The 20,146-nt window shown below is 61.7% G+C and carries 20 protein-coding genes, 5 tRNA genes and 1 pseudogene; 9 read left to right on the top strand and 17 right to left on the bottom strand.

Annotated features, from left to right (window positions below):
* Positions 1–8 precede the first annotated feature (8 nt).
* The 13 genes from rpoB to ABR989_RS11145 form a co-directional block, all read right to left on the bottom strand.
* The gene (gene rpoB / locus ABR989_RS11205; protein ID WP_428128484.1) at positions 9–4,118 is read right to left on the bottom strand and encodes a DNA-directed RNA polymerase subunit beta; all 4,110 of its coding nucleotides are present in this window, start codon (positions 4,116–4,118) and stop codon (positions 9–11) included.
* Between the two features lie 190 nt (positions 4,119–4,308).
* A complete protein-coding gene (gene rplL / locus ABR989_RS11200) occupies positions 4,309–4,698 on the bottom strand; it encodes a 50S ribosomal protein L7/L12 (RefSeq protein WP_428128482.1) in 390 nt (129 codons plus the stop codon).
* A 103-nt stretch (positions 4,699–4,801) separates the two neighbouring features.
* The gene (gene rplJ, locus ABR989_RS11195) at positions 4,802–5,377 is read right to left on the bottom strand and encodes a 50S ribosomal protein L10 (RefSeq protein ID WP_428128480.1); all 576 of its coding nucleotides are present in this window, start codon (positions 5,375–5,377) and stop codon (positions 4,802–4,804) included.
* A 35-nt stretch (positions 5,378–5,412) separates the two neighbouring features.
* Positions 5,413–6,126, bottom strand: a complete 714-nt coding sequence (gene rplA / locus ABR989_RS11190) for a 50S ribosomal protein L1 (RefSeq protein WP_428128477.1) — start codon at positions 6,124–6,126, stop codon at positions 5,413–5,415.
* An 11-nt stretch (positions 6,127–6,137) separates the two neighbouring features.
* A complete protein-coding gene (gene rplK / locus ABR989_RS11185; protein WP_423945201.1) occupies positions 6,138–6,563 on the bottom strand; it encodes a 50S ribosomal protein L11 in 426 nt (141 codons plus the stop codon).
* Between the two features lie 89 nt (positions 6,564–6,652).
* On the bottom strand, positions 6,653–7,204 hold the full coding sequence (gene nusG, locus ABR989_RS11180; RefSeq protein ID WP_428128474.1) for a transcription termination/antitermination protein NusG: 552 nt from the start codon (positions 7,202–7,204) through the stop codon (positions 6,653–6,655).
* Between the two features lie 67 nt (positions 7,205–7,271).
* Positions 7,272–7,475, bottom strand: coding sequence for a preprotein translocase subunit SecE (gene secE / locus ABR989_RS11175; protein ID WP_428128472.1), 204 nt, complete (start codon positions 7,473–7,475; stop codon positions 7,272–7,274).
* Positions 7,476–7,531: 56 nt separating this feature from the next.
* Positions 7,532–7,608, bottom strand: a tRNA-Trp gene (locus ABR989_RS11170).
* A gap of 106 nt (positions 7,609–7,714) precedes the next feature.
* Positions 7,715–7,870 (bottom strand): 50S ribosomal protein L33, encoded by a 156-nt coding sequence (rpmG, locus tag ABR989_RS11165; RefSeq protein WP_428128469.1) that lies wholly within the window; start codon positions 7,868–7,870, stop codon positions 7,715–7,717.
* A gap of 52 nt (positions 7,871–7,922) precedes the next feature.
* A tRNA-Thr gene (locus ABR989_RS11160) sits at positions 7,923–7,995 on the bottom strand.
* Positions 7,996–8,074: 79 nt separating this feature from the next.
* Positions 8,075–8,150, bottom strand: a tRNA-Gly gene (locus tag ABR989_RS11155).
* A 26-nt stretch (positions 8,151–8,176) separates the two neighbouring features.
* A tRNA-Tyr gene (locus ABR989_RS11150) sits at positions 8,177–8,262 on the bottom strand.
* A 23-nt stretch (positions 8,263–8,285) separates the two neighbouring features.
* Positions 8,286–8,357, bottom strand: a tRNA-Thr gene (locus ABR989_RS11145).
* 202 nt (positions 8,358–8,559) lie between these two features.
* Between ABR989_RS11145 and ABR989_RS11140 the strand changes: the two genes are divergently transcribed.
* On the top strand, positions 8,560–8,910 hold the full coding sequence (locus ABR989_RS11140; protein WP_428128467.1) for a hypothetical protein: 351 nt from the start codon (positions 8,560–8,562) through the stop codon (positions 8,908–8,910).
* Between the two features lie 288 nt (positions 8,911–9,198).
* Positions 9,199–10,515, top strand: a complete 1,317-nt coding sequence (locus tag ABR989_RS11135; protein WP_428128464.1) for a collagen-like triple helix repeat-containing protein — start codon at positions 9,199–9,201, stop codon at positions 10,513–10,515.
* Positions 10,516–10,593: 78 nt separating this feature from the next.
* On the opposite strand, the gene rlmB is transcribed toward ABR989_RS11135, so the two are convergent.
* The gene (gene rlmB / locus ABR989_RS11130; protein ID WP_428128462.1) at positions 10,594–11,505 is read right to left on the bottom strand and encodes a 23S rRNA (guanosine(2251)-2'-O)-methyltransferase RlmB; all 912 of its coding nucleotides are present in this window, start codon (positions 11,503–11,505) and stop codon (positions 10,594–10,596) included.
* 137 nt (positions 11,506–11,642) lie between these two features.
* Here rlmB and lptF point away from each other — a divergent pair, with 137 nt between their 5' ends.
* From lptF to ABR989_RS11115, 3 genes are all read left to right on the top strand, one after another.
* Positions 11,643–12,833 (top strand): LPS export ABC transporter permease LptF, encoded by a 1,191-nt coding sequence (gene lptF / locus ABR989_RS11125; protein ID WP_428128459.1) that lies wholly within the window; start codon positions 11,643–11,645, stop codon positions 12,831–12,833.
* A complete protein-coding gene (gene lptG / locus ABR989_RS11120; RefSeq protein ID WP_428128457.1) occupies positions 12,830–13,930 on the top strand; it encodes an LPS export ABC transporter permease LptG in 1,101 nt (366 codons plus the stop codon). The genes lptF and lptG overlap by 4 nt, the downstream gene beginning before the upstream one ends.
* Positions 13,931–14,017: 87 nt before the next feature.
* Positions 14,018–14,677: a tetratricopeptide repeat protein gene (locus tag ABR989_RS11115; RefSeq protein WP_428128695.1), complete on the top strand. Its 660-nt coding sequence runs from the start codon at positions 14,018–14,020 to the stop codon at positions 14,675–14,677.
* Here ABR989_RS11115 and ABR989_RS11110 read toward each other — a convergent pair.
* Positions 14,674–15,009 (bottom strand): gamma-butyrobetaine hydroxylase-like domain-containing protein, encoded by a 336-nt coding sequence (locus ABR989_RS11110; protein ID WP_428128455.1) that lies wholly within the window; start codon positions 15,007–15,009, stop codon positions 14,674–14,676. The genes ABR989_RS11115 and ABR989_RS11110 overlap by 4 nt on opposite strands.
* A gap of 61 nt (positions 15,010–15,070) precedes the next feature.
* On the opposite strand from ABR989_RS11110, the gene ABR989_RS11105 reads away from it, so the two are divergent.
* From ABR989_RS11105 to ABR989_RS11090, 4 genes are all read left to right on the top strand, one after another.
* The gene (locus tag ABR989_RS11105; RefSeq protein WP_428128453.1) at positions 15,071–16,117 is read left to right on the top strand and encodes a glycoside hydrolase family 88 protein; all 1,047 of its coding nucleotides are present in this window, start codon (positions 15,071–15,073) and stop codon (positions 16,115–16,117) included.
* Between the two features lie 78 nt (positions 16,118–16,195).
* Positions 16,196–17,032, top strand: a complete 837-nt coding sequence (locus ABR989_RS11100) for an SDR family NAD(P)-dependent oxidoreductase (RefSeq protein ID WP_428128451.1) — start codon at positions 16,196–16,198, stop codon at positions 17,030–17,032.
* A gap of 5 nt (positions 17,033–17,037) precedes the next feature.
* Positions 17,038–17,655, top strand: a complete 618-nt coding sequence (locus ABR989_RS11095; RefSeq protein ID WP_428128448.1) for a TetR/AcrR family transcriptional regulator — start codon at positions 17,038–17,040, stop codon at positions 17,653–17,655.
* A gap of 163 nt (positions 17,656–17,818) precedes the next feature.
* Complete coding sequence (locus tag ABR989_RS11090) at positions 17,819–18,712, top strand: alpha/beta fold hydrolase (protein WP_428128447.1); 894 nt, start codon at positions 17,819–17,821, stop codon at positions 18,710–18,712.
* A 208-nt stretch (positions 18,713–18,920) separates the two neighbouring features.
* Here ABR989_RS11090 and ABR989_RS11085 read toward each other — a convergent pair whose 3' ends face one another.
* Both ABR989_RS11085 and ABR989_RS11080 read right to left on the bottom strand, forming a co-directional pair.
* Positions 18,921–19,841: a lysophospholipid acyltransferase family protein gene (locus ABR989_RS11085; protein ID WP_428128445.1), complete on the bottom strand. Its 921-nt coding sequence runs from the start codon at positions 19,839–19,841 to the stop codon at positions 18,921–18,923.
* A 72-nt stretch (positions 19,842–19,913) separates the two neighbouring features.
* Positions 19,914–20,146: pseudogene (locus tag ABR989_RS11080) on the bottom strand (hypothetical protein); the annotation flags it as partial.

Raw genomic sequence — 20,146 nt, 5'->3', positions numbered from 1 at the left:
CCCTGGCCTTAAGCCCTTTGCGGCTGCTCAAGCAGCTCCATGTTCAAGCACAGCGATTGGAGCTCCTTGACCATAACGTTGAACGACTCGGGCAGTCCGGGCTCCAGCGTGTTCTCGCCCTTGACGATCGCTTCGTACATCCGCGTTCGTCCCGCCACGTCGTCGGATTTAACCGTGAGCATCTCCTGCAACGTGTAGGCGGCGCCGTAAGCCTCCAGCGCCCACACTTCCATTTCTCCCAGCCGCTGCCCGCCGAACTGAGCCTTGCCGCCCAGCGGCTGCTGCGTGACCAGGCTGTAGGGACCGGTCGACCGCGCGTGAATCTTGTCTTCGACCAGGTGATGCAGCTTCATCATGTACATGATGCCGACCGTCACCGGCTGCTCGAACGGCAAGCCCGTGCGTCCGTCGTGCAGGGTCGCCTGTCCGGTCTCGGGCAGGTCCGCGCGCTTGAGCAGCTGGAATATTTCCTCTTCACGCGCGCCGTCGAACACGGGCGACGCCACGTGCACGCCTGCCAGCGCCTTGGCCGCGAGCTTGAAGATATCGGGCTCGGCCAGCTCGTCGATAAACTCGTGGCTTTCCTTTTCCGGGTAGATTTCCTTAAGCCGCCGCTTGAGCTGCGCGGCGCTGACTCCCGCGCGCAGGTCTTCCGCGATTTTGTGGCCGAGTTCCCGCGCGGCCCATCCCAGATGGGTCTCGAGAATCTGCCCGACGTTCATGCGCGACGGCACGCCGAGCGGATTGAGCACGATATCGACCGGGGTCCCGTCGTCCAGGCACGGCATGTCTTCCTCGGGCAGGATGCGCGAGAGCACGCCCTTGTTGCCGTGGCGCCCCGCCATCTTGTCGCCGACCTGGAGCCGGCGCTTGATCGCGACGAAGACCTTGATCATCTTGATGACGCCGGGCGCGAGTTCGTCGCCGCCCTTGAGCCGTTCGATCTTGGCGCCGTAATGATTCTGCACCGCCTCGACGTTCGCGTTCATCGCCGCGATCGCCTGCGCAGCTTCCTCCTGCGCCGATTCGTTCTCGACGCGGACCTGGCCCCATAGGGTCGGCGCCAATCCCTCGAGTTCGTCGGCGCTGAGCGTGTCGCCCTTCTTGAGCAGCTCCTTGCGCTCATCGGACATCACGCGTCCTGCAAGTTTCTTGCCCGCCAGCGACTTCTTGAGCTTGCGCAGAGTTTCCTGGCGGATGATTCGGACTTCCTCGGCTTCGTCCTGCTTGAGACGTTCGGCCTCGAGCACTTCGATTTCCTTGGTGCGATCGTCCTTCAACACGCCGCGCCGTGAAAACACCCGTCCGTCGATAACGGTGCCTTCGACGCCCGGCGGCACGCGCAGGCTGGTGTCGCGAACCTCGCCGGCCTTTTCGCCGAAGATGGCGCGCAGCAGTTTCTCTTCGGGAGAAAGCTGGGTCTCGCCCTTGGGCGTTATCTTGCCGACCAGGATGTCCTGCGGGCGCACTTCGGCGCCGATGCGGATGATGCCGCTGGTGTCGAGGTCCTTGAGCGCCTCTTCACCGACGTTGGGAATGTCGCGGGTGATCTCTTCGGGTCCGAGCTTGGTGTCGCGCGCGATGCATTCGAATTCCTCGATATGCACCGACGTGAACAGGTCTTCCTTGACCACCCGCTCGGAGATCAGGATCGAATCCTCGAAGTTGTAACCGCCCCACGGCATGAACGCGACCAGCACGTTGCGGCCGAGCGCCAGCTCGCCCATGTCGGTGGAAGGTCCGTCGGCCAGCACGTCGCCGGTCTTGACGCGCTCGCCCTTGACCACGATGGGGCGCTGGTTGATGCAGGTGTTCTGATTCGAGCGCTGATACTTGATCAGATTGTAGATATCGACGCCGGCGTCGCGGAGATCCTTGGTCTGCTTGTCGGCGCGCACGACTATTCGTTCGGCATCGACGCTTTCGACGACACCGTCGCGCTTGCCGATCACGGTAACGCCCGAGTCGCGGCCGACCGTGCCTTCCAGGCCCGTGCCGACCAGGGGCGCGTCGGGCTTGAGCAGCGGAACCGCCTGGCGCTGCATGTTCGATCCCATCAGCGCGCGGTTGGCGTCGTCATTTTCAAGAAATGGGATCAAGGACGCGGCCACCGACACGAGCTGGTTGGGCGACACGTCCATGTACTGGACGTCCTCGGCGCGGATCACGGTGGACTCGCCGCCGACGCGCGCCGAGACCAGGTCGGCGGTGAAGCGGCCGTGCGAGTCGAGCTGCGCGTTGGCCTGCGCGATCACCTTGTCTTCCTCGTCCAGAGCGGACAGATAGACGATTCGATCGCTGACGCGATTGTTTTCGACTTCGCGGTACGGCGTCTCGATAAAGCCGTATTCGTTGACTCGCGCGTAGGTCGAGAGCGCCGCGATAAGTCCGATATTGGGGCCCTCGGGCGTTTCAATCGGGCAGACGCGGCCGTAATGGGTCGGGTGAACGTCGCGGACCTCGAATCCGGCGCGCTCGCGGGTCAGTCCGCCCGGTCCAAGCGCGGACAGCCGGCGCTTGTGCGCGATTTCGCTGAGCGGATTGGTCTGATCCATGAACTGCGACAATTGCGAGGAGCCGAAGAACTCCTTGATTACGGCCGAAGCCGGCTTGTAGTTGACCAGCTCCTGCGGCATCAGGGTCTCGATATCCTGCAGGCTCATCCGCTCTTTTATCGCGCGCTCCATCCGGACCAGCCCGATGCGGAACTGGTTCTCGACCAGCTCTCCGACCGCGCGCACGCGGCGATTGCCAAGATGGTCGATATCGTCAACCTGGCCGTTGCCGTTCTTGAGCTCCATCAGGTAGCGGACGACTTCGAGGATGTCTTCGCGGCGCAGCGTGCCCTGCTCCAGCGGCACGTCAATCTTGAGCTTATGATTGAGCTTGAGGCGCCCGACTTTCGACAGGTCGTAGCGCTCGGCGTTGAAGAACAGGTTGTTAAAGAAAGTGGTCGCCGTTTCCTGGGTCGGCGGATCGCCCGGACGCAGGCGCCGGTAGATCTCGATTACCGCTTCTTCGGGCGTGCCGAGCTTGTCCTGCGCGAGCGTCAGGCGCAGCGGACCGCCGCCGGGGGCCTCCTCGGTGAACAGCACTTCGATTTTCTTTACGCCGTGCGCCTTGAGCTTCTCGAGGGTTTCCTCGGTCAGATCCTCGTTGGTGCCGATCAGCACCTCGCCGGTGGTGGAATCGACGATATCGTGCGCCGACACGCGGCCGACAATCTCGTCCAGTGCGACCGGAACTTCGCTGATCTTCGCCTGCTCCATCGCGCGCACGATGGCCTTGTTGAACTTGCGGCCCTCGCGCGCGATAACCTCGCCCGACTTGGGATCCTTGACGTCGCGGCTGACCCGCGAGCCCAGCAGATGGTCGGCGACGAACTGCTTGGTGTACTGCTTGCTGTCGAGGACGATTACGTCCTTGCGGTAATAGTAGTTGAGGAGATCCTCGGTGGTCATGCCGAGCGCGCGCAGCAGCACGGTCGCGGGAAACTTGCGGCGCCGATCGATTCGCACGTACAGCACGTCGCGCGGGTCGAATTCGAAGTCGATCCAGCTGCCGCGATACGGAATGATTCGCGCCGAGTACAAAAGCTTGCCGGTGGAATGGGTGCGGCCCTTGTCGTGCTCGAAAAATACTCCGGGCGAGCGATGCAACTGCGACACGATGACGCGCTCGGTGCCGTTGACCATGAAGGTGCCGTTGCCGGTCATCAGCGGAATCTCGCCGAAGTAAACTTCCTGCTCTTTGACGTTCTTGATCGAGCGGCGGCCGTTCTCGACGTCCCAAATGACGAGCTGAATCTTGACCTTCAGCGGCGCCGCGTACGTCATGCCGCGCTGATGGCATTCCTCGACGTCGTACTTGGGCGTGCCGAGCTCATACGAGACGAACTCGAGCGACGCGGTCTCGTTGAAATCCTTGATCGGAAAGACCGACTTGAAGACCGCCTGCAGACCTACGTCCGCGCGGTCCTCGGTCGAGACGCCGACCTGCAGGAAATCGTCATACGAGCGCTTCTGAATCTCGATCAGATTCGGAATCTCGATGATCTTCTTGATCTTGCCGAAGGAGCGTCGAATGCGGAGATTGCTCGTTACATGAACCTGGGCCATCAGCTACCTCACCGTGCGTGCGCCACAGACTTCGGCGCGCCGTGAAGCAATAGAGGACGCGGGCGCAGAGGTCTCCCCCGTGCCCACGGCTTCATCGATAAAGACCGTTTGAAATCCGCGCGCGCCTGAAAGTCCCGCGCCTCGTGAATTTCCCGACCCTTTGTTGTGCGTCAAAAGGACTAAATCCTTCCTACTTCAGCTCCACGCTGCCGCCGGCGGCTTCGAGCTTCTTCTTGATCTCTTCGGCCTCGGCTTTGTTGACGCCTTCCTTGACCGCCTTCGGCGCTCCATCGACCAGGTCCTTGGCCTCCTTGAGGCCGAGTCCGGTCAATTCGCGCACGACCTTGATCACCTGGATCTTCTTGTCGCCCGAGCCCGTCAGCACGACGTTGAACTCTTCCTTCTCGGGCGCCGCCGCTACTGCGCCGCCGGCTGCCGGAGCTGCCGCCGCCGCGACCGGAGCCGCAGCCGATACGCCGAGCTCGGCCTCGAGTTCCTTCACCAGCGCCGCTGCATCGATCAGGCTGAGGTTCTTCAGATAATCCTTGACCTGATCGCGGCTGAGTTGTGCTTCTGCCATGTTACCTTCTCTCCTTGTTCACGCATCCGGGGAGATGTGGGAGCGCTTTTTCAGCGAAACCTCTTCCGGGCGTTGTGCATGAATTAAAATCAGTAATCCTTAATCAACCCTCAGAGGCCGGCGCCGCCGGAGGCTCAGCCACCGGGGCCGGAGCTGCCTCGCCGGCGCCGTTCTTTTTTCCAATCGCGTCGATCACGCGCGCCAGATACGAGCCCGGCTCGTTCAGCAAGCGGACCAACTGAGTCGCCGGCGCATTCAACAGACCGAGCAACTGGCCGAAAACCACCGCGCGCGGCGGCAACGCCGCCAGCGCCTGGACCTCGGCGGGCGTGAGCGCCTTGCCGTCGAGCACCGCGCCGCGAAGCTTGAGCTTGTCGCCCAGCGGTCCGAACGAGGTGAAGGTCTTGGCCAGTACGACCGGATCCTCGTAACTGAGGATCAGCCCGATCTGCCCGCCCAGCTTGCTGTCGAGCGCCTCGTAGGCGGTGCCCTTGATCGCGAGGCGGATCAGCGTGTTCTTGGCCACCCGCATCTCGCCGCGCACGGCGCGCAAGCGCTTGCGCATCTCGGTCGATTCCGCCGCCGTCATCCCGCGGTATTCGGACACCAGCGCGATACTGGCGCGGCCGAAACTCTGCGTCAGATCTTCGACCAGCGCGGTTTTCTCTGATTTCTTCATCTAATTATACCGATCCGGCTCCCACGAACGAAAACTTATGCGGCCGCCGCGAGCGCCTTGGCCGCCGCCTGCGCCGTATCGACCCGCACTCCCGGGCCCATCGTCGAGGAAATAGCGACGCTGCGAACGTAATTTCCCTTGGCGCTGGCTGGCTTGGAGCGAACGATCGCACCAAGGATCGCGCGCACGTTGTCGAGCAGCTTCTGCTCGCCGAAACTCACCTTGCCCACGCGCGCGTGCACCACACCGGCCTTGTCCACGCGGTAGTCCACCTTGCCGGCCTTTATCTCGGCGACCGCCTTGGCGACATCGAACGTGACGGTGCCCACCTTGGGATTGGGCATCAGGCCGCGAGGTCCAAGAATTTTGCCGATTCGTCCGACTTGGCCCATCATGTCGGGCGTGGCGATGACGCGGTCGAAGTCGAGCCAGTTCTCTTCCTGGATCTTCTTTATGATCTCGTCGCCGCCGACGAAGTCCGCACCCGCCTCGCGCGCCTCGCGCTCTTTCTCGCCCTTGGCGACCACCAGCACCCGCGCAACCGCGCCGGTGCCATGGGGAAGCACTATCGTGCCGCGCACGTTCTGGTCGGCCTGGCGCGGATCGACGCCGAGCCGCACTGCTATCTCGACCGTCTCGTCGAACTTGGCGACCTTGTTATCGACCACCAGCTTGACCGCTTCTTCGAGCGTGTAGCGCTTTTCGCGATCGATCTTCTTGGCCGCTTCCTTGTATTTCTTGCCTGCCATCTTCTTCAGCCTTAATCCGTGACGTCGATTCCCATGCTGCGCGCGGTGCCCGAAACGGTATTGACCGCCGCTGCCAGGTCGGCCGCGGTCAGGTCCTTGAGCTTGGTCTTGGCGATTTCCTCGACCTGCGCGCGCGTGACCTTGCCGACCTTGTTCTTGTTCGGCATCGGCGAGCCCTTTTCGATTCCCGCCGCGCGCAGCAGCAGAATCGACGCGGGCGGGCTCTTGGTGACGAAAGTAAACGAACGGTCGGCGTAAACCGTGACTATCACGGGGATCACCAGGCCCTGCATGTTCTGGGTCTGGGCGTTGAAGGCCTTGCAGAACTCCATGATATTGACGCCGCGCTGGCCCAGCGCGGGGCCCACCGGCGGCGAGGGATTCGCCGCGCCGGCCGGAATCTGCAGCTTGATCGATCCGACTACTTTCTTAGCCACTTTAAAATCGTCCCCGGTTGCTCAGTCGCGAACGCCGCTTGCGCGCATCGGCTGCGCACATCCGGCGAATCGAGTGTTTTTTCGTCGTCTCAGGCCTTCTCTACCTGCACAAAGTCGAGTTCGACCGGGGTTGCGCGGCCGAAGATCGAGATCAGAACGCGCACCTTGCCCTTTTCCGGCTTGACTTCCTCGACGGTGCCGTTGAAGTCCTGGAAGGGGCCATCGACAACTTTGATCGCCTCTCCCACCTCGAACAGCACCTTGGGCTTGGGCCTGAGCGCCCCTTCTTCCATCTGCTGCTCGATCTCTTCAACTTCGGACGTCGGAACTTCGGGCGGATTGGTGGAATGCCCGACGAAGCCGGTAATTTTCGGCGTGTTCTTGATGACGTGCCAGGTCTCGTCGTCCAGCACCATCTGCACGAAGATGTAGCCGGGGAAAAACTTGCGGCTCGAAACCTTGCGCGCGCCGCCTTTGCCGAGTTCCTGCACCCGCTCGATCGGCACCAGCACCTTGCCGATCTTGTCTTCCTTGTGCAGCGAGCGCACCCGCTCCTCGAGCGCGGCCTTGGCCTTGTGCTCGTAGCCCGAATAGGTATGGACGACATACCATTTCATCGCGGGCTTCGCGGTTTCGGTCATCGGTTCAGTCATTTGAATGAGCAGTCTTCATCGAGAATCAGCGGTTCCGCGTCCGGTCATTTGGTCCCTAGCGGAGCAGCATCTGCACGCCGCGAACCGCGAAAAAATCGATCACTCCGAGCCACAGCGCCATCACAAACGTCAGACCGACAACCACAATCGTGGCCTGCATGGTCTCCTTGGGCGAGGGGTAATGGACCTTGGCAAGCTCCGTCCATGCTTCCGTGACGAAACTTACGCCCTGATTGAAGTAACTTTTCACACTATCCATTTTTCGTGCCTAAATCAAGAACCGCGTGATTATTTCGGTTAAACCGCTGTCATTTTTGGCGGGCCAGCCAGGATTCGAACCTGGAACCCTCGGATTTGGAGTCCGATGCTCTGCCAATTAGAGCTACTGACCCTCGCAACCGTTTGCGCCGGCGCGCGCCGGGCGCGCAATTCGAACGCCGGACGCGCCATCCTTATATACCCGCCCGAGATACGCGCCGCTTTCGGACAAACTGCTTTTCAAGAAATTTTGCCTTCCTTGTGCACCGTGTGCGCGCGGCACTTCGGACAGAATTTCTTGATTGAAAATTTGTCGGTCTGCGTCTTCTTGTTCTTGCTCGTCGTGTAGTTGCGCGACTTGCAACCTTCGCATGAAAGCGAAATCAGATCTCTCATTGTTGTCCGCCTCGAAAAACTTTTCCGCCGCTTAGCCGGCGCAAATTTGGAAAGCCCACGACGGGATTCGAACCCGTGACCTCTTCCTTACCAAGGAAGTGCTCTACCGACTGAGCTACATGGGCATTCGTGCACTGCTCAACCGGAATTTTTCAGTGAAAAAAGATCCACAAAACTCGTTGCCTCTCGCCGTCATGGAAAATCTGGAGCGGGAAACGGGACTCGAACCCGCGACCCCGAGCTTGGAAGGCTCGCGCTCTACCAACTGAGCTATTCCCGCTCTCCCCTTCAAACTCATTATCATACTGGTGGAGAGGGGAGGATTCGAACCTCCGAAGGCATAAGCCGGCAGATTTACAGTCTGCTCCCTTTGGCCACTCGGGAACCTCTCCTCCCAAGGCTGTTGTGCCGACCAAGCCGATGGCGAGAATCGAACTCGCAACCACCTGATTACAAATCAGGTGCTCTACCGTTGAGCTACATCGGCAAACGACGTTAAGAAAGAAAAGTTATTCGCCGCCGCCGCGACTGTCAAGCTGAACGGCGTTTCAGGGTCTGCTTCTTGCATTCGGGCGGCCGGGCGCGGCAGGTCGCGTTCGACAATTTCGGCGCGCAAACTGAGCCTCGTGGTTCCGCACGTGACAGCGCGGTACTTGCGATCGCGGGCGTCGACGGGGACAGTGTTCGGCATGACGAAACTCAAGCCACCTGCCAGCAGCACCCTGATCGATCTCGAATGGGCCAGGGTTTACGCCGACCGCATCAAGGGCGAACTGAAGCTGATTGCCAAGACGCTGACCGACCTCAACCTGCATGGGATGCATCCGCATCTCGCCAAGGGAGCCGCGCTTCTGAAAGCGCAGATGAAGGAAGCCAGCCGGCAAGTTGGCGGGATGAGAAAAATCGCGGACGAGTTCGAATCCAACTGGGTGAACACTATCAAGAAGGCGCTGGCCAAGAAGTATCCCGGTCTCGCCGAGCGCAAATCGACCGAAGCCAGGCCGATGGCAAAAAAGACCGCCAGGAGCAAATCGCGATAGGTAGCCAGCCTTAGGAACTTGCGGAAAGCTGCGATGGCGCCGATCGAACCATCTGGCCGGTTCATTTGTCTCCGTTGGAAGCAATTTTCTTGACATAAGGCTGGCGCATCAGTACCTTCGTGCGGTATTTGCCGCTAGTCCGGCAGGAAAAGCGCGTTAATCTCGTCAACAGCAGCAATACCGGAAAGACTCGCACTTTTCGGGCTGTGAACTCTTAGGGATGGTTCGACGTGCGTGGTGCGCGTCGGAAAACTCGGCGGGCATCGTCGACGAGATCGGGGAGGTCGTATGAATTGCAAGGTCTGGTCAGGCAAACGTCGAGAGTCGCGTTGGGTGGGGTCCAAAGTGATGGCTGCGGCTGCATTTCTCAGTTATATCGCGGTCGCATTTTTTCCGAACGTCGCTTCGGCGGCAGAGATCAAGGCGTGCGTCGCCAAATCAGGGGCAATCACAATCCTGCTCACGGGCGCGTGCAAATCAACTCAAACTTTGTTGACGTGGAACACTACTGGACCAGCAGGTCCAACAGGGAAACCAGGTCCCGAGGGTCCAGCAGGTGCAAAAGGTGCAACAGGTCCAGCAGGGGCAACAGGTCCAGCAGGGCCAACAGGTCCGGCAGGGCCAAGAGGTCCGGCCGGCTCGCTGAGTCCAGTTGCGAGCGTGCAAACACTCAACCTGGTGAACAAAAGTAGCCAGGTTCTCGCCACGCTTACAGCCGCCCCTGACGGAGGCGGAAGCTTGACCTTTTTCGACAGCAACGGAAAACGATTCATGTTGGTCGGCGTGTCTGATGACGGTACAGAGGCGGGCCTGGAGGGATTTGACGGCAACACGCTCGCCTCAGGTGACGGGGTTGAGCGCAGTGGATTTGGGGTGTTCGGATCCAAGGCTGCCATCCCTGGATTTGGCCTGGGAGTTGCTGGCGCCGACGGCAAAACCGCCCGCCTCACACTAGGCTCGAGCCTGGACGGCACGACCACTCCATCGGGTATCCTACTTTTCGACAGCTCAGGGATTGGGCGCACCGGTATCCAGGTGAATCCGACCACCGACTTCGTAGGATTCTACAGTGGAATCTACACACCGACAGGAAGTGGAAGTAGCCTGACGTATCCTGGACCGAGCGAATCGCTGGTCGGCAATGCGTACGACAATTCCAGTTCTTACGCCTATCTGTACGACTCGTCCGGCAACTTTCGCAACGGGATCCAATACTATCCACCCACCAACTTCAACGGATTCTTCAGCCAGGACGGAGCCGGTCATAACGAATCGCTGATCGGTAATGCGGCCGACAATTCCGCCTCTTACGCTCTGTTGTACGACTCATCCGGCAACCTGCGCAACGGTATCGATTACTATCCGCCTGGCAACTTCAACGGATTCTTCAGCCAGGACGGCGCCGGTGACACTCTTTCGTCCGTCGGTAATTTCTTGACCACCAACGCCGGGTTATCAGAACAAGCGAATGAGTCGTACCTGTCTCTTCAGGACACGACCGGCACCACGCGTCTGGTCGAACTCCAGGAGGGCACGACTACCCAGGGCGGCCTTGAATTCAACTCCGGTAGTACGACTGCTGCGGGTTCTTGGGGTAACCCGTAATTCTCCGAACCGGCGCGGTCTATTGGCCGCGCCGGCCGGTCTCGCCCGACATCAGCAATGTCGATAACGACTCAGGCGCTAACCCGCCTGCTTCGCGGCGGAGCGGCGGCGGGCGATTTCGAATAGCGCCACTGCGGCGGCGACCGACACGTTGAGCGAGCCGACTTTCCCGCGCATCGGGATGTCCACGACAAAATCCGCACCCTTCTTCACGATGTCGCGAACGCCGCGCCCCTCGGAGCCGACGATGATCGCGAGCTTGCGCGAGGTGTCGAGCGCGTAGATCGACGTATCGCCGCCGGGTGCGAGCGCCGCGGTCCAGTAGCCCGCCTCTTTGAGCTGCTCGATCGTGCGCGCGACGTTACCGCATCGCGCGATCTTCAGATGTATCCACGCACCGGCCGACGACTTAACCGCCGCGGGCGTGATGGCGGCGGTTCGGTCCTTGGCGAGAACGATCGCACCGACGCCGGCGCCTTCCGCCGAGCGCATCAGGGCGCCCAGGTTGCGCGGATCGGTGACGCCGTCCACCAGCACGATCGGATCGTGCTGCTCGGCGAGAATCTGCTCGAGCGGCGTGTACTCGTACTCGCGCATCAGGGCTGCAATCCCCTGATGGCGGGCGGCCGGTCCCGCCAATCGCTCCAATCCGGCTTCATCGGCGAATTCGACGCGGCCTCCGCCGGTTCTGACGAGATCGATCTCAGCCGCGAAGCGCCGCTCGTCGCCGGATTTCACGTAGAGCACTCGAATCGAGGCGGGCGCCGCAGCGACCAACTCGCGGATTGGTTCGACGCCATAAACTATTTCGCGGTCGTTGCCGCTTGCGCGCCGAATCTCGCGCTCGCCCGCATCCGCACGCCGATAGTCGTGGCCCGAAGCCGGCGCCGCGACAGGTTTGGCGATGGACGCGGGCGAATCCCGGCGCGGCGGACTCGGCGCGTTGCGGTTGAAGCGGGGATTGCGGCCCTTGTCGCGAAAGTCTCTCATCGGGGGCGATACTATCAGAGCGCCGCGCAAGTAGCTGTCGCGGCCTGCGGGAGAAGAAAATCGAATCGCAAGTTTCAATCGCGCGCCGGGATGTCTAAGCTTGAAGGCGACCCCTTGCCGGCGGCAGGGATCAAACAATGAGACTAGCAATCCCGGGATTCGCCATTATCGACCGCTACGTCGCGCGCGAAGTGCTGGCGCCGTTCGCGGTCGACGTCGGCCTGCTGACCTTCGCGCTGGTCACGGGCAAGTTGCTGAAGCTGATGGACATGGTCGTCAATCACGGCGTCAGCCTCGGCGAGGTGATGGGGATCATGGGCTACATCATGCCGGCCTTTTTGGAACTCACGTTTCCGATGGCGGTGCTGCTCGGAGTGCTGATGGGATTCGGGCGGATGTCGAGCGACCAGGAGATGACCGCGGCGCGCGCCTGCGGCATCAGCCTGTATCGGCTGGCGGTGCCCGTGATGATGGTGGCGCTGGGCGTGTACGCGCTTTCGAGCTACTTCGCGTTCTCGCTGAGGCCGTGGGCGAATTCTAATCTGCGCAACAAGCTTTACGAACTCAGCCAGACCCGGACCAGCGCCGGGCTGAAGGAAAAAGTCTTCAACAGCAATTTCCCCGGCCTGGTCGTTTATGTTGACGAGATGTCCGATACCGATTCCAGTTTGAAGGGCGTCATGATCTCGGACGCGCGCGATCCGCACAACCAGAACACGATAATCGCCAAGCATGGAATGATGCTGCCCGACGCGCAGCAAAAGTCGATCACTCTGCGGCTGTCCGACGGTTCGATCTTCGGCGCCGAGCCCGCCAGCAACGCGACTCACGTGACCAGCTTCAAGACCTACGATCTCAGCGTCAGCCCCGAGTCGGCGCTCGGCGTCAGCGAGCAGGATCCGGGCGAAATGACGTACTCGGCACTGCGCGCCGACATCGAGACGGCGCGCGCCAAAGGGAAACCGGACTACGCCGCCGAGACCGAGCGGGCGGGCAAGTTTACCGTCCCGTTCGCCACGATGCTGTTCGCACTGCTGGGTATCTCGCTTGGGCTCAAACCGGCGCGCGGCGGCCATTCGGAGCGCTTCGGCGTCAGCGTCGCGCTGTTCTTTCTCTATTACTCACTGATGCGCGTGGGCGAGACGCTGGCGCAGCGCGGCAAGCTCGACGCGTGGGCCGCGATGAGCATCCCCGACATCGTATTCATGGCGCTGGCGTTCTGGTTCTTCTATCGCGCCGCATCTGACAAGGGCGACCAGGGCCGCGGCCCCGGCGACATCATCTGGGATCTCGTCGAGCGCTTCGAACGCAGCAGGCAAGCCGCATGAAACTTCAACCCCGCCTTTCGCCGGTGATGGACCGCTTCATCGCGGGCCAGTTCTTCGGCCCGTTCATGGTTTGCCTGGCGGCTTTCACGGCGGCCTATCTGCTCGGCGACATGTTCGATCGATTCGACGATTTGATCCGCTACGGCGGGCTGGGGTTGTTGGGCCTCGAGTACTTCGCGCTCAAGCTGCCGCTGATCGTCTCGCAGGTTTTGCCGGTGGCGAGTCTGGCCGGCGTGTTGCTCGGCTTCGCGCTGCTCAATCGATCGGGAGAGGTGCTGGCCTGCCAGCAACTCGGCATCAGCCGGCTCGAGATGGCGGCGCCGGTGCTGATAGTCGCGGTGTTGATTTCGGGTTTTGATTTTTTCATCAGCGAAACAGTGGTTCCCGCCGCGACGCGCCAGGCAAAGTATATCTACTCGGTGGAACTCAAGAAGCACCAGCTCAAGGCGGTATTCGCCAACCGGCGCATCTGGGTGCGCGTGCGCGACGGATTTATTTCGGTCGACAGCTACGACAAGGAAACCGCGCAGCTCGACGGAATTACCCACTACCAACTCGACGACGCTTTCGGACTCAAGGACCTAGAGCATGCGGCGCGCGCGAAATGGAACGGCCACGAATGGGTCGAGAGCGGGTTGAACTCGTTCCAGATCGCCGAGGGCGGCACGGTGACCAAAACTGACGCCACGCGCCTCGAGCTTGGACTGACTCCGGCCGATTTCGGGCTGCTGCGCTTCGACCCGGAGGAGTTCAGCTTGTGGGAACTCGACCGCTACATCGCGGATCTCCGCAGCAAGGGACTCGACCCGGGCGGCTACGTAGTCGATCGCGATCTGAAGTACGCGATGCCGCTGGCGTGCCTGATAATGGCCGCGCTCGGAATGGCGCTCAGCCTCGATCCGTTGCCACGCAACCTGAGTCTGGGCCGCAGCTTCGGGTTGGCAATCGTGATCGGCTTCGCCTACTGGACCTCGCTCGGAATCACGTCCGCGCTGGGCCGTTCGGGGCTGCTGCCCGCGGTGATCGCCGCGTGGATTCCGAATTTCATGTTCGCGATGATCGCGGTCTCGATATTCCTGTTCGGCGAAGAACGCTGACCGCCGCGAGGCGCGCGGGTGCTCAATCTTGCCAATTTGTACGCAGCACCTGTTATCATTGGCATCGGGGTGAATGGTGGCGTGAGCATGGTTTATCGATTGCACGGCAACTCGCGATTGAATCCGGTTTTGATTCTCGCCATCGCGATCGCCGCATTGGGAGTCCTGGCGATCGCAGCTTCGAGCTACGCGGCCGGCGACAAACGCGCCGCATCCGACGCGGTTGTTACCGAGGCGGAAAAGCTGATCATGCAGGCGGGCCGGGAGGATCCCGTCGATACCAAAAAAATTCATCAGGCGATGGACAAGCTGCATGAGGCGCTGCGCATCGATCCTCGGAACGACTCAGCGTACGTGGACCTCGGCTTCTGCTACGGCGTGCTGCGCGACGGCGATAGTGCGATCGGCATGTACCGCACGGCGACCGAGCTGAATCCGTCAGGCAGCAACTTCATCGAGCTGGCCGACGTGTATCTGCGCGTCGGCGACCCTGAGGATGGGCTGCTCGCGGCCAACGCCGGAATAATCAAGGACCCTCGCAACGCGCGGCTTTACAACGCCAAGGGCATGGCGCTGAACGATTTGCAGCGCTTCGGCGAAGCCGAAGAAGCGTGGGAGAAGGCCCTCAAGCTCAATCCCAATCTGAGAGTCGCGCAGGTAAATCTCGACGCACTCAACGGCGGCCCAAGCGGCCGCGGCAGTATCGTCAAGCATCCGCAACAACCGCCGGCAAGCACGACGCACTAGCCGCCAGTGATCGGACGCTCGGGCTCCGCCACGCAATATGCGCATCGGCAGAGATTCCTGAGTTGGGGCATCGTGTAGATGGTCTCGTGGCCGTCAACCCATCCGATAAACACCGCCGCTTCGCCCAGCCGCGAAAGCTGCCGCATGCGGAGGCTGGCGGGCGGCACGTCGCCGTTCACGCTGCCCTTGCACGCGTCGCACGGACATCCGCGGCGCAAATTTTCCAGCGGGAAAATGCTGTCGTGACCGTCAACCCATTGCACGCCGACGGCGTAGCGCCCCACTTCGTGAAGCCCTTTGATCTTCGGAGTCTTTGACTTGATAAGCGCCATCGGTGCAGTCTCTGCGCAAGTATATCTCCCGCGCCGCCGGCTGTGGAGACCGCGCGATGCAATGGATACCGCCGAGATTAGAATCGACGAACTAAGCCGCGCGCTCGAGCGCCTGGCCGCGAGCGCCAGCCGCGAGTTGCTCGCCAAGCAGCCTCATTGGGGCGACGCGATTCTGTGCGACGGCCTCGTATACGCCGCGCGCGCGCTCGGGACCAACGCCCCCGCCGAGGCGGCCGAGCGATGGTTCGCGCCAAAGCTCGCGGCGGGTCCGCGCACCAACGGATGGTTCTGGTTCTGGGCGGCCGAAGCGCTCCCGGCGCTCGACCTGCACCTGAAGACGGGCGATCCGCGCTACCTGGAATATGCGCGCGCGATCGTCGGCTTCATGGAAAATTCAGCCGCGCGAACCCCCGACGGCGCTTTCATCCCGCATCCACCGGCGCTCGAAGTGTGGATCGACGTCTGCTACTTCACCGCGCCCGCTTTAGCATTGCTCGGCCGAATCTCGGGCGACGCCGCGATGATCGAGCGCGCGGCGGATCAGATGATCGTTCATCGCGATCATCTGATCGACCCGGGCAGCGGACTTTTCTGGCATGTCGCATACGTTGACCGAAAGTCGCATTCGCCGTGTCTGTGGGCGCGCGGCAACAGCTGGTTTTCGATCGCGGCGCCGCAAGTGATCGCGGAAATCGAGGCGGCCGGCCAGTTTCAACCGCTTGCTGCAAAGGTTGACAAGATACGCGAGGCGCTGGCGCTCCAGCTCAATAAAGTCGCGTCGTTGCAGGACGAGTCCGGCCTGTGGCACACCGTGATCGATCGCGACGATTCGTACCTCGAGGCGTCGGCGGCGGCCGGATTCGCGCTCGCGCTGGGCCGCGCGATTCGGACCCGGCTGAGCGGTCTCGACGAGGCGCGCGCGCGCGAGGCCTACTCGCGCGCGCTTGGCGCGATTTGCGCGAAGACCGACTCGCACGGCGCGTTCACGGGCGTGTCGCAGCAAACACCGCCGGGCGACTTTACCTTTTACAATTCGATCGAAATCGGGACCGCGCCGTTCGCGACCGGCGTATGCCTGATGGCGCTGAGCGAGGCGGTCGCTTCGTAGGATTCGATCGCGCCGGTGCGATTGGGGTGTGCAATCCGATGGACAATATCGATACAGGTATGTATCGTATATAGCCGGATGGAACAGTTTGAGAACAAAGTCGCGATCGTCACGGGTGGCGGCATGGGCCTGGGACAGGCCCTCTGCGAGGAGCTGGCGCGGCGAGGGTCGATCGTCGTCGTCGCGGACATCGACGACAATGCCGCCAAACAGGTGACTTCCCGTATTGCACAGAGCGGCGCACAAGCTCGCGCGGTGCAGGTTGACGTTTCCAGGCAAGAAGACGTTGCGCGTCTGATTGCAACGACGGTCGCCGAATTCGGACGCCTCGATTACATCTTCAACAATGCAGCGATCTTTATCGGCGGCGATGCGCGCGACATCTCCGCGGAACAGTGGGACCGCGTCCTCGGCGTAAACCTGCTCGGCGTCGTCTATGGGACGATCGACGCGTATCAAGTCATGGCGAAACAGGGCCACGGGCACATCGTCAACATTTCCTCCGCCAGCGGCCTGATTCCGCAGCCCGGCAACTCATCCTACTGCACCTGCAAGCACGGGATAGTCGGGCTCTCGCTCTCTATGCGATTTGAAGGAGCTGACTTGGGAGTGAAGGTGAGCGCCGTTTGTCCGGGCGACATGAAGACGAGCGTCTATGAGAACATGGTCGTTATGAACATGCCGCATGATGAGGTGGTCCGGGTAAGCCGGCTATCTCATTTTCCAATCCGCCAGATGAGTGCTGAAGATGCCGCGCGCGCGATCCTGCGCGGAGTGTCCCGTAACCAGGCTCTGATCGTCTTTCCGGCGGCGGTTCGATGGATATGGCGCGTGTATCGCGCGTCCCCGCGCTTGATCTATTGGATAAGCCTTCGCCGGATGAGGATGTTTCGCAAGCTTCGGATTAACACCTGAGCGATGTGAATACCGCGCGACGCCAAGCCAAGGCCGGCCGTGGGCGGCCGCGCGATCCGGCCACCGACAAGGCCATCTTGCGCGCGGCGCTGGAACTCTTCGTCGAGCACGGCATCGAGGGCGCGAGCTTCGAGCAGATTGCGAGACGGGCCGGTGTTGCGCGGACGACCATTTACCGCCGCTGGTCCGGTAGGGAGGACCTACTCGCTCAAGCGATGGAAGTGGCCAGGGAAGCCCCGGAGCGATCTTTGACGGCGGCGGCCGGTGTTGCGCCGAAGCGGATGGCCGACGAACTGATTAACGCGCTCTCCGAGATGGTTACCAGGCGCGATTATCTCAAGACGGTCGCAAAACTAGTCGGCTCGGTGCCTGACTCTCCGAAGCTGATGTCAGTTTATTGGAACACCTATTTGATCCCGCGGCGCAGGATGGTCGCCGAGATCATCGGTCGGGCACGCGAGCGTGGCGCGATTCCAAAACGAACCGATTCGGAGATTTTGCTGGACATGATCGGCGGCGCGATCATGTATCACCTGCTGGTTCGTCCGGGCCGCAAGAATCGGAAAGAAATGCGCGCTTACATCCGCCAGTTGATCCGCTATGCTGGATTAACGGAAGGCTAATGTCATGAGTGAGACCGCTCACGCTTGCGTTGACGATGGAAAAACCGTGGATCAAACCGGGCTAAGTCCTTGCCGGGGAGGCCGCTTAAGACTACAAGGCGAGTTGAAATCGGAGAGTTAAACGGAAATCCCGGCTTAAATCGGCGTGTTGGGAGAAACGAGCGTGGGCAGCATCAGCGCGGTGGACAAAAAGACCGGTCGCAAGTTCTATCTTGACGATCCAGACGATCTTCAGCCTGGCGACAAGGTGGTGTTCCTCTTGAGCCTGCACGGGGGCGGTTCGGTCGGCGCATGGCAGCGCGCCTACTTCCCGGCTTTCCAATACAAAGAGAGGTATCGCCTGGTTATCGCCACGCCATCTGCGGCCACCAAGGAGCCGGTGCGGCACTGGCTGGGAGAGGCGGATGACGCCCATCTGCGCAACATTGTGAACTATGTGTTCGACAGGTATGGGAAGGACAACATCGCCTCGTTCTGGATCATTGGCCATTCCCAAGGCGGCATGACGGCGAACCGCCTGCTCGGTGACGACTTCTTCAAGCACCGAGTCGACGGCTGGCTCAGCCTCTCTGGCGGGCGGATCGGGCCGATCGAGCTTCCAGCATCCTTCTTCGTCCCAGTGCGCGGGCCACTGCCCCCGATGCCGTCCCAGGGGGGCGACACACCCCGCCCAGGCCGCGCCTCGCCGCCTGACTGTGACATCTCCTTTATCTTCGCGACGGGCGAGCATGAGATGGTCGCCCTGCCATCGACTTCGCCATGGGCTGACAAATACGGGGCCGGCCCACGGGTGAGGTTGGCCGATGTGGTCGATGACGAGCCCGGCCAAATCTATGACACCATCCGCGAAGGGAAATCGACCCCAGCCTGGGGTCTGTCGCCCCGACCGGGCACGGCTCAGGTATATCTCTATCCCAAAGCTCGAGACGGACGCCTGATCGCCGACGTCGTGCGCCTTGATAAGGGCCACACCGAGGGACTGGAGCCGAGGATCACGGAAGAGCTTATCAAGATGATGGTTGCGGCACCCGGCGGGAAAGCCCGGCGGAGCAGTTAGGACGGCGCGATAACTGAGGCGGCTTGCAAGGAACCAGGGCTATTGTCCTAGTGACTTAGCATAGGCCGTTCCGAGTGTTCGCCAACCTTGCTTTCGGCGGCCACACTCCTATCTCTCGCTTTCCGAGGGACAACCTGTTGCAACTCCACACCCAACCTCTAACCCCTTTCCGCGTGGGAAGGGGAACAATCTGAATAGCGATCTCCATCTAGTAGAAGCGGGGTTCGCCGGGCGGGCGGGTTTTCCAGCGACGGTGAATCCAGTTCCAATGATCGGGATGCTCGCGGATCATCTGCTCGATCGTGTCGGTGTAGCGCTGCGTGTACTCGCGCACGGCAGCCTCGCGGTTGCGGGTCTTCTCGGCGTAGATGGCGGGCAGAATTTTAATCTTGTTATGAATCGTGTCGCCCTCGCGCACCATGAACGCCGGCAGCACGGGCGCGCCCGTGGCGATCGACAGCCGCGCCATGCCGTCGCTGGTGGAGGCTGGCATCCCGAAAAAATCGACAAACACGCCCTTGCGCACGTCGAGGTCGAGCGCGAGTGCGATCATCCAGTTCTGCCGCAACATCCGCATCATCTCGCGCGCGCCCGCCTTGCGCGCGATGAGTCTGTTCCCGTGGCGGACTCGCTCAGCGCAAACGGCGGCGTCGATCAGCGGATTGCGCAGCGGACGATGAACCATGGCGAGGTGGTAGCCGTAGATGGAGTGGGCTATCGGCAGGAGCTCGAAATTTCCGTAGTGGGCCGTCAGCACCAATATGCCGCGGCCGTTGGAGCGTCGCTCCGCCTCGTCCCAATTTTCCTTGTCCTCGTAGGTGACGACCTGCTCGATGTTGGCGCGGCTGAGTTCGGGCAAGTGGGTCCATTCGGCAAGCACGCGGCCCCAACTGCGATACATCTTGCGCAGGATTGCCAGGCGGGCCGCCGGGGTCATCTCGGGGAAAGCGATCTCGAGGTTTTTGAGCGCGATCGGCCGGTTCGGACGATCGAAATTCATCGCCCATCCTCCCAGCCGCGCGCCCGCGCGCACCGCCCGTTCCAACGGCATCGCACGCAACGCCGCAGTGACGGTGGTTATGCCCGTGTATTCGATTCGGGCCTGAACGGGACCGATTTGCCTGGCCATCCGGGATCGAGAATGTTCAGAGAGGACTGCGGCGCGCAACCAGCGGGAAGAGATCCCTTCCCGCTGCGTTGGTTAGGGGTCGATGCCGGGGGTAATGCCTGCGGCGACGCTGGCCTTGGATGTGTCGAGCGCGCTTGACGAGGCGGCGAAGCCGGCGCCGCCGGCCGCTGGTGCTGCCGAGACTTTGCCGGCGCCGGGATCGAGCGGGGCGGCAGGCCCGGTGGTAACGAATCGTGCGGACGCCGGCGAGTAGGGCGGGGCGCTGGTCATGGCCGCCGAAGTCGCAGTCGAGTAGCCGGTGGTGG

Origin of the sequence: Binatus soli (SeqCode) (assembly GCF_050015535.1) — a bacterium.
Taxonomy (GTDB): Bacteria; Desulfobacterota; Binatia; order Binatales; family Binataceae; genus Binatus; species Binatus soli.
Note: the sequence above shows the minus strand (reverse complement) of the source record. Positions and strands in the feature narration are given on the sequence as shown.